The 15676-nt window shown below is 36.1% G+C and carries 15 protein-coding genes; all 15 read left to right on the top strand.

The features are described from left to right. Nucleotides 1–184 precede the first annotated feature (184 nt). The 15 genes from NH286_RS07340 to sdaAA all read left to right on the top strand — a co-directional run bounded on the left by NH286_RS07340 (nucleotide 185) and on the right by sdaAA (nucleotide 15583). Entirely contained in the window at nucleotides 185–748 is a 564-nt protein-coding gene (locus NH286_RS07340; protein WP_265237934.1) for a uracil-DNA glycosylase family protein, read from the top strand. Nucleotides 749–817: 69 nt separating this feature from the next. Next, a complete protein-coding gene (locus NH286_RS07345; RefSeq protein ID WP_265213098.1) occupies nucleotides 818–1105 on the top strand; it encodes a cupin domain-containing protein in 288 nt (95 codons plus the stop codon). A gap of 136 nt (nucleotides 1106–1241) precedes the next feature. After that, nucleotides 1242–3023: a hypothetical protein gene (locus tag NH286_RS07350; protein WP_265237936.1), complete on the top strand. Its 1782-nt coding sequence runs from the start codon at nucleotides 1242–1244 to the stop codon at nucleotides 3021–3023. 164 nt (nucleotides 3024–3187) lie between these two features. Then, entirely contained in the window at nucleotides 3188–4318 is a 1131-nt protein-coding gene (gene nagA / locus NH286_RS07355) for an N-acetylglucosamine-6-phosphate deacetylase (protein WP_265237938.1), read from the top strand. A gap of 164 nt (nucleotides 4319–4482) precedes the next feature. Then, on the top strand, nucleotides 4483–5616 hold the full coding sequence (locus tag NH286_RS07360) for a sortase (RefSeq protein WP_265237939.1): 1134 nt from the start codon (nucleotides 4483–4485) through the stop codon (nucleotides 5614–5616). 142 nt (nucleotides 5617–5758) lie between these two features. Next, a complete protein-coding gene (locus tag NH286_RS07365) occupies nucleotides 5759–7177 on the top strand; it encodes an aspartate ammonia-lyase (protein ID WP_265237940.1) in 1419 nt (472 codons plus the stop codon). Then, entirely contained in the window at nucleotides 7177–8541 is a 1365-nt protein-coding gene (locus tag NH286_RS07370; protein ID WP_265237943.1) for a class II fumarate hydratase, read from the top strand. The genes NH286_RS07365 and NH286_RS07370 overlap by 1 nt, the downstream gene beginning before the upstream one ends. A gap of 8 nt (nucleotides 8542–8549) precedes the next feature. Beyond that, entirely contained in the window at nucleotides 8550–9704 is a 1155-nt protein-coding gene (locus NH286_RS07375) for an HAD family hydrolase (RefSeq protein ID WP_265237945.1), read from the top strand. After that, nucleotides 9694–10137, top strand: a complete 444-nt coding sequence (locus tag NH286_RS07380; protein ID WP_265237947.1) for a MaoC family dehydratase — start codon at nucleotides 9694–9696, stop codon at nucleotides 10135–10137. Before NH286_RS07375 ends, NH286_RS07380 begins: the two co-directional genes overlap by 11 nt. A 136-nt stretch (nucleotides 10138–10273) precedes the next feature. Then, nucleotides 10274–11257: a radical SAM/SPASM domain-containing protein gene (locus NH286_RS07385; RefSeq protein ID WP_265237949.1), complete on the top strand. Its 984-nt coding sequence runs from the start codon at nucleotides 10274–10276 to the stop codon at nucleotides 11255–11257. Between the two features lies 1 nt (nucleotide 11258). Beyond that, nucleotides 11259–11786 carry a hypothetical protein gene (locus tag NH286_RS07390; protein ID WP_265237951.1) on the top strand — a complete coding sequence of 176 codons (528 nt, stop codon included), beginning with the start codon at nucleotides 11259–11261 and terminating at the stop codon, nucleotides 11784–11786. Then, nucleotides 11783–12262: a staygreen family protein gene (locus tag NH286_RS07395; RefSeq protein WP_106461175.1), complete on the top strand. Its 480-nt coding sequence runs from the start codon at nucleotides 11783–11785 to the stop codon at nucleotides 12260–12262. The genes NH286_RS07390 and NH286_RS07395 overlap by 4 nt, the downstream gene beginning before the upstream one ends. 437 nt (nucleotides 12263–12699) lie before the next feature. Then, nucleotides 12700–13911 carry a dicarboxylate/amino acid:cation symporter gene (locus tag NH286_RS07400; RefSeq protein WP_199792188.1) on the top strand — a complete coding sequence of 404 codons (1212 nt, stop codon included), beginning with the start codon at nucleotides 12700–12702 and terminating at the stop codon, nucleotides 13909–13911. 91 nt (nucleotides 13912–14002) lie between these two features. Further along, nucleotides 14003–14662 (top strand): L-serine ammonia-lyase, iron-sulfur-dependent subunit beta, encoded by a 660-nt coding sequence (gene sdaAB / locus NH286_RS07405; protein WP_265237952.1) that lies wholly within the window; start codon nucleotides 14003–14005, stop codon nucleotides 14660–14662. A 9-nt stretch (nucleotides 14663–14671) separates the two neighbouring features. Next, on the top strand, nucleotides 14672–15583 hold the full coding sequence (gene sdaAA, locus NH286_RS07410) for an L-serine ammonia-lyase, iron-sulfur-dependent, subunit alpha (protein WP_265237953.1): 912 nt from the start codon (nucleotides 14672–14674) through the stop codon (nucleotides 15581–15583). The last annotated feature ends 93 nt before the right edge of the window (nucleotides 15584–15676 follow it).

The raw sequence follows: 15676 nt of genomic DNA on the forward strand, positions 1-15676 counted from the left end.
AGGAAAATGTGGAAAAATTTATTCCCACCTTAAAAATCTCTATATAATTAAATTACTTAATACAAATATCCGAGAAAAAAAGTGATGTTGCAGAATAGATTTAACTATTCTGCAACATCACCTTTTATTTTATGCAAATTTTGGGTATTCTTATAAAAAGACAAGCTTAAATTAAGGAAATATCATGGAAGAAATAATCGAAAAACTAAAAAAAGATCCTAGAAATAAAGCCTATACAGAAAGAGGCATAGGTCCTATTTTTCAATTAAATAAGGATTCAAAAATCCTAATAATAGGCCAAGCACCAGGAAAAAAGGTCGAGGAAAGTGGGATTTTATTTACAGATAAGAGCGGCGAAAATCTAGTAGATTGGCTAGGCATAAGCATGGAAGACCTCCATAGCAAAGATTATTCGATAATACCAATGGATTTTTATTATCCGGGTAAGGCAAAATCAGGCGATAAGCCACCAAGGAAATTTATAGCAGAGGAATACCATCCTCTTATATTAAGACAATTAGAAAATGTAAGGCTGACAATCCTTATAGGAGCCTATGCTCAAAAATACTATCTTAGAGATAAATTTAAGAAAAATCTCACAGAAACAGTAAGAAACTATAAGGCCTATTTACCAAAATACTTCCCCTTAGTCCACCCAAGCCCACTAAACAACAGGTGGATGGCAAAAAATCCCTTTTTTAAAGAGGAAGTCTTGCCTGAACTGAAGAAGATTGTATATAATCTATGATAAATTATCATTTGAAAAAGCTAATAGTATAATGATCTTAATGATAATAAATATCAAAAAGGAGGATATATGAAAAAAATAAGTGCAAATATCTTAGATGGCAAGTTTGAACATTTAGTAGATGAGGACAATTTACAAATTACCCACCTACAAATCAAAAAAGGCGAGGAAGTACCAAGCCACAAATCAGATAAAAATGTAGTAGTTGTAATATATAAGGGAAAGGTAGATTTTAAGGGAGAAAATGGAAGCGAAATAATAAGGCCGGGTGATATCATCACAATGGATCCAAACGAAATGCACGCTCTAGAAGCCATAGAAGATAGTGACCTTATGGTTATTAAGGCAAAAATTTAAGTAAATATTATATATCAGACGGGTGGATACTTTATCCACCTGTTTTATATTGTGTTTACAAAGATTTTACTAATTTACAAAAGTAACGCAAAATGATATAATAAAAATAAGAAAATCTATATATTAAGGAGAAGCTATGAAAGGTAAGAAAATTTGTAAATTAGCAGCTATAATGATGTTTGCATCATTATTTCCATTAGGAGTAAATACTGTATTTGCTGATGAAGGGGATACAGGTCCAAACACAGAAGACACAGAAGTCAAAGAAAAAAAATTAAAAGATTATCAAAATGACTTAGAAGCAGCAAAAGAAGAAAAAGCAAAAGTAAATGAAGAAATCAATAAAGTTGATGAAGAAATAATATCTAAAACAAGCCAAATTGACCCTAATCAAAGTAGGCGAGATGCTTATGAGAAACTTGTAGAACTAAAAAGAGAAAGAAATAGGGTTGATGATGATAAAGAACAATTAGAAAAAGATCTTGAAGAACTTAAAAAACAAGGTTCTGAAAAACCAGATGTTTCAAAATTATTTCCAAGTCAAGAAGAATACGAAAATCAGAAAAGAAGAAGTGAAGAAAGAAAGGAACAAATTAAAGGCGCTAGCATAGAACGAGATCAAAAATGTAAGGAATTAAAGAAAAAACAAAAAGAAATTTTCATAAAAAAATATGAAAAAGAAAGAAGAGAAGAGAATTTCTCTAATTTAAACGCAGAAGAGAAAAAAGATGAACAATTGAAAATAGGTGGTCTTAAGTTTGAGATTAATCAACTTGATTCACAAATTAAAGATTTAAAAACAGGCTTAAATAAAGATGAAAATATATTTAGGGATTATGAGTCTCCAAAGCTTAAAGAAATGGATTATCAGCTTGAGATTAAAAAAGAATATGAAGAAGGAAAGGTAAATCTTGATAATATAGATATTAAGATAGCTGAAAATGAGACCAAGGCAAAGCCGGCTATAAATGATTATATAATTGATGAACAAAAATATAATGAAGTTTCTAAGCAAGTTAATGATAAAAGATCTGAAAAATCTAAAGTTGTAAAACAAATTGAGGAAAAAAGCTCTATAGCTTCTTGGATAATTAAGATTCAAAACGATGAAAGAGACTTATATTATCAAAAAAATAAAGATAAATTAAAAAGAGAACAAGAAAAAATCCAAGAGGAAACTAAGTCTCTTGCTAGCAGAAAAAATGAACTTGATGATGAATTGAGTAAATTGGGAGCAGAACTTAGCAAAGCAATAAAAGAGAACAATACCTCATCTAGATATTCTACAGAATATACTGTCAAAGCTAATAAATATAAAGAATTAAAAGCGTTTTTAGAAAATCCACTAGGCTCTACTGATAAATTAATAAAAGAAAAAGAAAACTTACTAGCTGAGAAAAAAGCTGAACTTAAAAGAATGAACGAAGAAATAGCTAGAGTTGAAGAAGCTAAGTCAAATATTAAGGATTTAACTGAGGAAGAAAAACAAAAATTACAAAAAGAAATAGACGAGGCTAAGGACAAGAAACTATCGTACTTAAATAAAAGAGAAGAACTAGAAAAAGAAATCGAGAAAATACAAGAGATAATAAAAGTTTTGATGGTCAAAGAAGATAAGACACCTGAGTATTATGACAATAATTATCTAGGATACTATAACTTTATGACATCAGAAAAAGATGATGAAGTAGAAATTAAAGTAAAAGATAAAGAAAAGATGGTTATATCAATATCAAGACTAAGAATAGCCTATAATAGAAGTGTTGAGGTATTCAAACGTGCGCAAGATTTTGTAAATAATAAGCAAATGTCAAAAGAAAGAAAGCAAAGATTACAAAGTTTACTAGAAAAACAAGTATACCTATTATCAAAAACAAGGCTAATAATAGAAAGATTAGAAGAAATTTATAGTTATTAAAATCTAAATCTGATTTTACAAAAGCATAAAATGAGGAAAGGCGAGCGGTTGACTCGTCTTTTTTTTATGAATAAATAAGAATACATATTATTATAATGGTCACTACCATATATTTTGGGTATCATATTATTAGAGAGATTATTTGAATGACTAAGGGAGGAATTATGTTTTATAAGGCAGAATATTTTATCCTAGAAGATAGGATTTTGGAAGATTATTTTATGGAAGTTGATGGTGGGAAGATTGTGGGATTTTCTAAAAAAGAACCTGATTCTTATGAAGACCTTGGTGAGATTGTGGCTCCTGGTCTTGTTGATACACACATCCATGGCTACCATGGTAAGGATATCATGAATGCTGAAAAGGGGGCCCTAAATGTGATTTCCAAGGGGCTTTTGGAGTGCGGGGTTACTAGCTTTTTGCCTACTACACTTACAGATTCTAAAGAGAGAACTGATGAGGCTTGTAAGGTGGTTGGCGAAGAATATAAAGATGTTGAAGGGGCTAAGGTTAGGGGAATTTTCCTTGAAGGGCCTTTCTTTACAGAAAAGTACAAGGGAGCCCAAAACCCAGCCTACATGTCTAATCCAAAGATTGAATATTTAAAAGAATGGAAGGACCTATCTGATGGCCTGGTAAATAAGATTGCTATCGCTCCTGAAAGGGATGGAGCAATTGACTTTATCAAAGAAGCTAACGCCATGGGCGTAAGGGTTGCACTAGGACATTCTGATGCCTCTTATGATCAGGCGGTAGAAGCAGTTGAGGCCGGGGCAAATATATTTGTCCACACCTATAATGGCATGAGCGGCCTCCACCACAGGGAGCCTGGCATGGTGGGTGCTGCCATGAATACCGATGCTATTTCAGAGCTAATCTGCGATGGTCATCATGTAAATCCTCATGCTGCTAATATTTTAATGAATGCCAAGGGCAGGGACCACATTGCTCTAATTACAGATTGCATGTCCGCAGGCGGCATGGCTGATGGGGACTATATGCTAGGTGATTTTCCTGTAAAAGTTGAAAAGGGAACAGCAAGGCTAAAGGATAGCGGATCTCTTGCGGGTTCTATCCTAAAATTAAAGGATGCCATCAAAAATGTTGTTGACTGGGATATTGCAGATGTCTTTGAAGCTGTTCAAATGGCAAGCCTTGTGCCAGCCAAGTCTGTCGGCATAGATGATGTTTGTGGCAAGCTTAAGGAAGGTTACGCTGCTGACTTTATAGTTCTTGATTATGATATGAATCTAGAAAAAACATTCTTAAATGGCAAATTGGTTTATAGCAAATAAGATGTTTAGAGCTTCTCAGAGATGAGGAGCTTTTTAATCGAAGAATAATGATAATCGTTATTGACAAGTCTTTAAATTTTTATTATAATTATTAAGGTTAATTAAGTAACTAACAAGAAGCTTTAAATAGCTTAAGATAATTATTATATAAATTTGGAGGATTTATGAAAGTAAAACATAAAGCGAGCTTAGCCCTAGCCTTATTATTGGCGATAAATATAGTTCCTGGAAGAGTAGATGCAAGCCAGGTAATGGAAGAGATGCCTAAGCAAGAAACTATGAGTGAAGAAAAGGATGTTGAAAATCCTATACCACTTAGTGATGAAACCACAAAAGATGATGAGACAAAGGCTTTTGAGGAAAAAGTTGCTAAGGCTAAGGAAGAACTTAAAAAATATCTAGATTCAATGGATGAAGAATCTGTTGATAATCCAGCTATAGCTTACGAAGGCCAAGCTAAGGAAGATATCAAAAATTCTATAACAAGAGCAAAAGAGCTTTTAAATGATGAAGAAATTGACCAAGCAAAATTGGAAGAAATCGAAAAAATCCCATTTAAAAAAGTCAATGGTAAGAAACAAGGTTTATTTAGAGACTATACCCATAAGGCTTTAGTGAATTTTCAAGTAGAAGGTGAAAGATCAAATAAGAATCCTCACAACAATAAAGCCTATGTAGGACTTAGGGATAATAAAATCAAGATAAAATCAAGCTTTAAGGGACTAAAAAAATCTGGAGAAAGTAAGAATAAATTTATAAAGTTAAACTATGTTACAGAAGATGATTACAAGGCAATGAAGCTAGATGGAGTATCAGCTGCAACACCAAAATACAAAAAACAAGAACTCCCTCAAGATGATTACATAATAAGGGAAGTAGAAGATGGCTATGAGATAGAAATCACCAAACTACCAGCAGATGCGAAATTCATAAAACCTATAGCCCTAGTTAAATTTGCTGATGGAACATATTTTGAAAATGGTGATATAGTCTATGTCAAAAACGAAAATTCAGCAGCCAAGTCTTCAAATCTAGATAAAGTAGATGAAACAAGCGAAGCTACTAAAAAATTTGAAGAAAAGAAAGAATTAAATAAAGAGCATAAAAAATCTCAAAAAGTAGACCAAACAAGCGAAGCCACAAAAAAGGATAAAAAAGAAGATCCTAAGCAAGAAAGAAAACAAGATGTAAAAGCCTCATCCCAAAATGTAAAGACAGGCGTAGGCTCATCTCTTCTAGCTATCCTAGGCTTTGGAGCAAGCTCAACTGCTCTATTTGCAAGTAAGAAAAGAAAATAATATTTTAAAGAGTCCTTTGGGCTCTTTTTTTAAATCATTTATAGGTCCTGTATATTTATTTGGTAAAATCGTTTTCTTGGTTTATAATTAGGATAGGGAAAGATTTTTAATTTAGAAGAAAATATCTATATAGGAGGCAAATATGAGTGAATTCAGGTTAGAGAGAGATTCTTTGGGAGAGCTAAATATACCAAAGGATGCATATTACGGGGCAAATTCTTACAGAGCTTATGAAAATTTTAAGATCACAGATAAGGCCATGGACCCTTATTTTATCAAGGCTATAGTCGAAGTTAAAAAGGCTTGTGCCATACTTAATAACAAGGTTGGAATCCTATCTGATAAGAAAATGCAGGCTATAGTTGATGCTTGCGATGAAATCTTGGCAGGCAAGTACCTTGACCAATTTATTGTTGACCCAATTCAGGGAGGGGCTGGCACTTCTTTTAATATGAATGCCAATGAAGTTATAGCAAATATTGCAAACCTAAGCCTAGGGGGAAGCCTGGGCCATTATGAGCACATCCATCCAAATGATCATGTAAACCTAGGCCAATCTACAAATGACGTTATCCCAACAGCGGGCAAGGTTGCCATAATCCGCTATATGGATGATTTATATGAAGAGGTGGAAAAGCTTGTCGAAGCCTTTGACAAGAAGTCCAAAGAATTTGATGAATATATAAAAATGGGCCGCACCCAGTTGCAAGATGCGGTTCCTATTACCCTTGGCCAGGAATTTAACGCCTACAAACGTGTTGTAAAAAGAGGGCTAAAGAGATTTAAGGCTGCAAAGAAGGAGCTATCCTATGTCAATCTTGGAGGAACAGCTATTGGTACAGGCCTTAATGCTGATTATTATTTTGTAGAAAATATAGTAACAACCTTAAGCGATATCACAGGTCTTGACCTAAATCAAGCCAATGACCTCATAGATGCAACACAAAACTTGGATGGTTTTTTATTTACATCCTCAGTTTTAAAAACTTTTGCAGCAAGCCTATCAAAGGTTGCTAATGACCTAAGGCTTCTTTCATCAGGCCCAACCACAGGGATTTCAGATTTTAAATTGCCAGCCAAGCAGGCAGGATCATCTATCATGCCAGGCAAGGTAAATCCGGTAATTCCAGAGGTTGTAAACCAGGTTGCCTTCTTGGTAATAGGCAATGATATGACAGTGACAATGGCAGTTGAGGCTGGCCAGCTAGAGCTAAACGCCTTTGAGCCAGTAATTTTCTATAGCCTAATCGAGTCAATAACTGCTCTTAAAGGTGCAATTTCAACTCTTACCCTAAATTGCGTTGAAGGAATTACAGCCAATAAGGAAAAATTAAGACGCAAGGTTGAAAATTCTGTGGCAATAATTACTCCATTTGCCCCACATATTGGCTATGATGCTGCAAGTGCCATCGCTAAGGAATCAATGAAATCAGATAAGTCCGTAAGGGAGTTAATCCTTGAAAAGGGCCTTATGGATGAAGCTGAAATCGATAAGATACTTGATTACAAGAGGATGACCAGACCAGGAATCCTGGATGAAGAACATATGGAGAAAAATTGATGAAAAAGCGCATAGAACACGATTCCATGGGTGAGATAGAGGTTGCTTGCGATAGGCTTTGGGGAGCTCAGACTCAGAGGTCTTTTGAAAATTTCCCCCAAGGCTTAAAGTTGATGCCAAAAGACCAAATCCATGCCCTAATCCTAGTAAAAAAGGCGGCGGCTATAGTAAATGAAAGCCAGGGCAAGCTTGATAATAAGCGAAAGGAAGCCATAGTTGGGGCTTGTGATAGGCTTCTAGCTGGTGGTTATGAGGACCACTTCCCGCTTACAGTCTATCAGACAGGATCAGGGACTCAGACAAATATGAATGTCAATGAAGTTATAGCCCACCTTGCCAATGAGCTCTTGGGGGAAGATTTAATCCATCCAAATGACCATGTAAATATGAGCCAATCTACAAATGACTCCTTCCCGACAGCCATGCACATAGCAAGCCTACTTGCTATCAGGGATAGGCTCTTGCCAGAAATAGAAAATTTAGGACAAGCCTTTAGGAAAAAGGCAGAGGAATTTGAGGGGATAATTAAAACAGGCAGGACCCATCTTCAAGATGCCACCCCCCTTGCCCTTTCCGATGAAATAAAGACCTACTCAGATCTTATACTTAGAGATGAGGACTACATCAAAGAAAGTGCCAAAGCTTTAGATAAACTTGCCATAGGTGGCACTGCTGTGGGCACAGGACTAAATACCAAAGAAGGCTACGATAAGGAAATGGCCAGACTTTTATCAGAATTTACTGGCCTAGACCTTGAGGCTGACCCTAATAAATTCTTGCAATTATCATCCAAAGGTGGACTGGCAAGGACTCATGGAGCTATAAAAATCTTAGCCAGCAACCTCTTAAAAATTGCCGAAGACATCAGATTTTTATCATCTGGCCCAAGAACAGGCATTGGCGAGCTAATAATCCCAGCCAACGAACCAGGCTCATCAATCATGCCAGGCAAGGTAAATCCAACCCAGGTAGAAATGTTAAGCATGATTTGCCTAGAAGTGATGGCAAATGACCAGGCAATCACCATGGCCAACTCCCTTGGCCAGCTTGAATTAAACGCCTATATGCCACTAATAATCTCAAAGACCTTAGAATCAATTGATATTTTAGCTGGGGGCATCCATTCCTTTAATATCCACCTAGTCCAGGGCCTAGTGGCAAATGAAGAAAAAATCAAAGAAAATCTAGAAAAGTCACTCATGATTGTTACAAGCCTATCTCCGTTCATTGGCTACGAAAAGGCGGCAGAACTTGCTAAATTTGCCCACAAAAAGGGTATAAGTTTAAGAGCAGCTAACAAAGAGCTAGCTTATGTGTCTGACGAAGAATTTATAAAAATCGTAGACCCAAAAAAGATGATCTGAGAGGAAGAATGAACAAGTCAATTAAAAATACTAATTTCAACGATAGACTTCAAAAAGCCATAGAGAATTTGCTCGCAAGACATGGCAGTGAGAATGAAGCCTACAGGGCAGATAAGAAGCCCTTTGCAGTCTTTGATTGGGATAATACCTCAATTATAGGTGACGTAGAAGAGGCGCTTTTATATTATATAATAACCCACTTAGCCTTTAAGATGGATCCTGAAGAGCTTATAGAAGTAATAAAGAAAAATGTCCCTTCTGACAATCTTGATGAAAAATTTAATAATCTAGATGGAGAGCCTGTAAATATAGACCTCCTTGCTAGTGATATAAAAGAAGCCTATGACAAACTTTACGGGACAGCTAAGAGCCTTGGAGGGGATATCGACCTAGAGGATTTGCTAGATACCAATGTCTACAAGGAATTTGTAAGTAAGATGTTTTATAGATACAAAGCTATCAGGGCAAGGTCTGATGCAAGGGAAGACTATTGTTGGATGTCATTTTTGCTTACAAATTACACCACAGAAGAGCTTTATAATCTCTGTCAAGATGCCTTTGCCTATGTCAAAAAAGAGACCCCTAGAAGGGAAATCTTTACATCTCCAGATATAGAAAGCTCCGCAGGAAGAGTTGAGATATCAATCTTTGTGGGCTTGGGTGATATAGATGAAATGGCAAAGCTCTATAAGACTTTAGAATCAAATGGAATTGACGTTTATATAGTATCAGCCTCCTTCATAGATATAGTAAGGGCTTTTGCCACATCAAGGGCCAATGCTTATGGATTTGACAAGAACAAGGTCCTTGGCCTAAGGCTAGAAAAAGATGGTGATGGTAAAGTTATTCCAAATCTTGACCCAGCCTACCCTCCAACCCTTAAAGAAGGCAAGGTCCAAACTATAAATAAATTTATAAAAAATCCAAATAATTACGGGCCAATCATGGTCGGGGGCGATAGCGATGGCGATTATGCCATGCTTACAAGCTTTGATCAGACGGACCTAGGTCTTATAATTGACAGGGACATAGGAGGAAAGATAAATGACCTTAAAGCTTTTGCCCTTGATGGAGATAATAAATACCAGCTCCAAGCAAGGGATGTCAGAGCTAAGACCTTTATAAAAGAAAAAAGATCTAAGGAGCTTAAGAATGTATTTTGAAGATTATGAAATAGGAATGGTATTTGACAAGGAAATAGAACCCATCAAATTTAGCGAAGAAGAACTGATTTGGGCTGGAGAAAAATACGACCCAAGACCTATCCATACAGACAAGAAAGTGGCAGAAGCAAGCCCTTTTGGTAGGATAATCTCGCCAGGATCTTATTCAAACATGGCCTTTTGGGGCCAATGGGTAAAGACAGATATAGATAAGCCAGGCATCATAGCTGGTATTTCTATAGAATATGGCAAATGGCTAAGCCCAGTCTATCCTGACACTCTTTATGATATAAAAGTCGAAATTGTAGATAAAAAAGTTAGAAAAGAAGGGGTAAATGGCGCAGTCACCTATCTAATGACAGCGATAAATCCTGAGGGAGAAGTAGTAAGCGAATACTGCTGCACAGGCCTTGTAAGATTTAGACCGGAATAAGATATTTGAGCAAAAACCTAAAGAGAAGTGTAGGGTGGTTTGGAGAAATACGAGATATCTGTTATAATTAGATTATTAAAGTAAAGGCTTGCCTGAACTAGGCAAGCCTTTCTATTAAAGATAGGGGAGGATATACTTGAAAATCGTTTCGCTAAACACAACCAGAGCTTGCAATCTTTATTGTAAACATTGCTATAGGAATTCTGGTGAGGATGTAGATACCTCTGGAGAGCTTAGCACAGATGAGTGCAAGGCACTTTTTAGGGATATGAAAGAAGCTGGCTTTAATATGATCAAACTAAGTGGTGGTGAACCCCTTATGAGAGATGACATATTCGAGCTTGCAGAATATGCTCAAAACTTGGGACTATATACTTGCTTGGGGTCAAATGGAACCTTGATTAGTGAAGATAACATAGGAGAAATTAAAAAATACATAAGATCAGTTGCAGTGTCAATAGACTCAACTGACAAAAAATCCCACGATGACTTTAGGGGCTATGAAGGAGCTTTTGATAAGACCTTAAGAGGCATAGAACTTTTAAAGAAAAACGGTGTAAAGGTTCAAATAAATACGACCATATCAAGGATAAACAAAGATGAAATCCACGAGCTTTTAGATTTTGCAAGCTCTCTAGGAGCCAGCTCAGTACACGTATTATTTTTGGTAATGACTGGTAGGGGCAAAGATTTAGGGGGAGTCTACCTAAGCAAGGAAGAATATCTAAAAGCTATAAAGGAAGTTCTTGAATACGAATCAGACCTATTTATAAAGCCAACCTGTGCCCCACAGTCTACAGTTATAGCTAGAGAACTGGGTCTTGATCCTAAGGTTAAGAAGGCATGCATAGCCGGTATGTCATATTGCTCGGTAGTCTATGATGGAAGGGTGAATATTTGCCCTTATGCAGAAGTGACTGCTGGCAATCTAAGAGAGGAGAGCTTCCTTGATATATGGAATAAGTCTGAAGTTTTTGAAAAACTAAGGGACTATGATAACTACAAAGGAGCATGTGGAGCTTGTTCCTATAACGAAGTCTGTGGAGGATGTAGGGCTAGAGCCTTTGCCAATACAGGAGACTACTTAGAATTTGATAATTATTGTTCACTAGGAGATTAAAATGAAGAAATTTACATTAAAAGATTGGGTCTTAATGGCACTTTCCTTAGCTATGATGATAGTAGTAGGAAGAATGCTTTACACTATAAGTCTAAGCTTACCTATCCCATCATCAAGAGTTTTAGTTACAGCACCAGTATTTGCCTTTATCTATACAGCTACAGCTATGCAGACAAGAAGAATAGGAACAGTTAGCTTTATATCCCTAGCCTATGGCTTATATATGCTTAGATTTTCAATATTTGGAGCAGCAGCTGGAGTGCTTTCAGGAATACTTTGTGACCTTATAAGCCTATTAATATTTAAAAACTATGACAAGATTGAAAATATAGTTTATTCAGTACCGATCAAATCAACTTTATCAGTTTGGACATCATACTTTATAGTTACAAAGTTTGTACCAAATTCAAGATTTGTCCAGGCAGGTTTAATACCAACCCTAATAATTAGCGTAATAATCTATTTTGTGGGTCTTGGAGCAAGTAAATATACAGCTAGAGTCTTTTCTAAAAGGATGGCTATAGCGTGAGAAAAACAGAGGTAATAGAAGATAATAAAGCTAAAAATTTAGATCTTAAGGATAGAAAATACATCCTAGCCCATGATGATGATACTGGAGATTTGTATGTCCATATACTAGCGGATTTTAAAGATTACAAGCTATCAGATCATCTAGATGAGGTTTTCGGATATTGGAAAGATGATGATTTTGTATTTTCTTGCTTGCTTGATAATGATAAAAGTTCCTACACGACAGAGGGTAGGTATCTAATCTTTAAAGGTCATTTGAGAAATTCGGTATTGACTATGCTTAAGGCAGAAAGAAAATTAAAAGAAGAAGATTTGAGAGTACCTTTAATAGAGATTTATAAATCTAATAATCCAAAATTTAATAAGATAATAAAAAATAAAAATCTCTATGATTTCATATATGAAAATGGTAAATTTGTAGACTATGAGAAGGGATTTGATTATGAGACTTTGCTAGGATATAAAAAAGGCTAAGAATGATTTTTCTTTAAGCTTTTTTTGATTATTTTAAAAATATAAGACTTATGATCTTCTTAGAAATTGTCTGTAGGAAATCTTACAAATGATTTCCGATAAGGGATAATTTTGATAAAAAATAAGAAAATTTATGAATTTTTTTAAAAAAATCATGAAAAATGTAAGGGCTAACATCCTTTATAATATCAAGTTGATAATTTTCAAACAAAGAAAATCATTGATATTTTTTGGCGAATCCTCCCTCAAAGTGTTGACATAAACGTTTTTATCATATATAATCTAGTCAGATAGGAAATACAAATTGATATAGATTTTTGATAAATAATTAGTAATGATTTTGGGATAAGGCGACCCAGGTATATTTTAGAAAAAATCTACTTTTTTGATTCTATCGATTGCAAAGGTTTACATATTACATAAACAAGGAGAGAAAAATGAAAAAAATTGGTTTAATTCCAAGAATGATTTGTGGTATAATCTTAGGTATCTTAATAGGATCTTATCTACCAGAATCAATAGTAAGAATTTTTGTGACATTTTCATCTATCTTTGGTAACTTCCTAAACTTCATAATTCCACTTATGATTTTAGCATTCGTTACTAAGGGTATAGCAGATCTAGGAGAAGGAGCTGGTAAACTTTTAGGTGTTACAGTAGCCCTAGCTTATGCATCTACTCTTATCGGTGGTTCTGCATCATACTTCATGTCAAGGGCAATCTTCCCTAACTTTATCAACGAAAGTCAAGTAGCAGCTATCCAAGCAGCAGATGAAATCAAGCTTGACCCATATTTTACCGTTGAGATTGCACCATTCTTTACAGTTACAAGTGGTATCATATTCGCCTTTATGCTTGGTATCTGTATTTCATGGTTAAGGAAAAAGGGCTCTGGCAAGTACTTATACGGAGCAGTTGATGAATTTAACCAAATCATCACCCAAGTATTAGCAGTAGCTATAGTTCCAGTACTTCCATTCTTTATCATGGGTAACTTCGCTAAGATGGCCTTTACAGGTTCTGTATTCGCAGTTCTTTCAATTTTCTGGAAGATATTTATCTGCATTATAGCCCTACACTTAATCTACATCACAATATTATTTGTGGCATCAGGTTCATATGCAGGCAAAAATCCATTTGCTATGCTTAAAAACCAACTTAGGGGCTACTTTACAGCTGTAGGTACCCAATCTTCAGCAGCAACAATTCCAGTTAACCTAGAATGTGCTGAGGCAAACGGCGTATCTCAACCAATCAGAGACTTCGTAATTCCATTAGGAGCTACAGTTCATATGCCAGGTTCTATGATTACAATTACAGGTTGTGTATTTACAATCCTTACAATGTATAACATGGACCACTCATATGGCCTAATGATCCAACTTATAGCTATCCTTGGTGTAGCAATGGTAGCAGCACCAGGAGCACCAGGTGGAGCAATCATGTCAGCACTTCCATTCCTACCAATAGTAGGAATTAGCCCAGAGTCAGCAATGGCAACATTAGCTATTTCTCTATACCTAACCCAAGACTCATTTGGTACAGCAGCAAATATCTCTGGTGATACAGCTCTAGCAGTAGCAGTGGATAAATTCTATCACAGAAATATCCTAGGAGACAAAAACTGGCAAGCAGACCCAGTTAAATAATAAGATTAGTAAAATTTTGCAAGATAAGGGGATGTTAACAAAATATCTATTGGGTTAACTCCCCTTTATAATTTAAGGAAAAGGAGAAATTATGGCAGTAAATGCTTCAATTTTTGAGATAATGGGACCAGTCATGGTCGGACCATCAAGCTCTCATACAGCAGGAGCTTGTAGGATAGGCAATATAGCCAGGAGAATGGTCGATAGAAATTTCAATGAAGTAGACTTTTATCTACACGGTTCTTTTGCCAAAACCTATAAGGGACATGGTACAAACAGAGCTTTAGTAGGTGGAGTTTTAGGTTATGAGCCAGATGATGATAGGATAATAAATTCATTTGACTATGCAGATCAAGCTGGAATTAAATACAACTTCTTAGAAACAGACCTAGGCGATGTACATCCTAATACAGTAAAAATAGTCTTCAAATATCCAGACAGAAGCCCGCTAGAAGTCCAAGGCTCTTCTATAGGTGGTGGATCAATAGTAATAACCAAGGTAAATGGCAATTCTATCGAATACAACGCTACAAAGCCAACCCTCTTCATGTCTTATGGCGAGCAAAAGGGAGTAATAGCCTTTGTATCAGGCGTGCTATTTGAGTATGGTTATAACATTCACATGATGAAGACAATCAAAGATGGTGACAATGTAATGCTAGTTTGCGAGCTTGACGAACCACTCAAAGAAGGGGTTCTAGAGGAAATCAGAGCTGGTAAAGACTTCACCTTCTTAAAATATATAGAATAGGATAGAAATATGCTTACAACAATGAAATTACTAAAAGAAAGATGCGAGAACGAAAATCTCAATCTTTGGCAATTAGCTATAAAAGATGAAATAGAAAACACAGGCAAGACCGAAGAAGAAATATTTGCTAGACTTCAGAAGACCTTAGATGTCATGAAGGCATCTGCTGAACGTGCCCTAGAAGAAGACGTAAGAAGCGTTACAGGCATGACAGGTGGCAATGCCAAGAAGATGAACAAATACTTCCTAAGCGGGGAAAGCGTCCTAGGAGATACACCATCCCTAGCCATGGCCATGGCCCTATCAACATCAGAAGTCAATGCAGCCATGGGAAGGATAGTAGCAGCTCCAACAGCAGGCAGCTCTGGAATAATCCCAGCCACAATGATGACCATGTATAAAAAATATGGCTATGACGACAGGAAACTAAAAGAAGCCCTCCTAGTAGCAACCCAAATTGGACAAGTAATCTTTGACAATGCGACCTTTGCAGGTGCAGAAGGTGGTTGCCAAGCAGAAACAGGATCAGCAAGTGCCATGGCAGCAGCTGCAGTGTGCTACCTTAGAGGTTATGACATCCAAACCCAAGAAAATGCTGCAACAGCAAGCCTACTAAACATCATGGGTCTAATCTGTGACCCAATAGGCGGCATGGTAGAATTCCCATGCAACCTAAGAAATGCAAACGGAATAATGAATGCCTTAGCAAGTGCCGACATGGCAATGGCAGGAGTGGCAATGTTTGTAACCTTCGATGAAGCTGTAGAAGCCATGAAGAGAGTAGGAGATTCCCTACCAGAAAGACTTAGGGAAACAGGCGAAGGCGGCATAGCAGTCTGCCCATCAGCTCTAAAATTAAGAGATAAATATATAGACAACCCAGAAAAGGGTCAAACAATAGAAAACGAAGCTAAACACTAAAAAATCGGGGAAGAAATTCCCTGTTTTTTTATGTCTTTTTCAGAAAAATATTATTTTTTTCGGACAAATTTGGGAATAATGATATTAATAAGG

Source organism: Anaerococcus sp. NML200574, from assembly GCF_026131665.1.
GTDB lineage: Bacteria > Bacillota > Clostridia > Tissierellales > Peptoniphilaceae > Anaerococcus > Anaerococcus kampingae.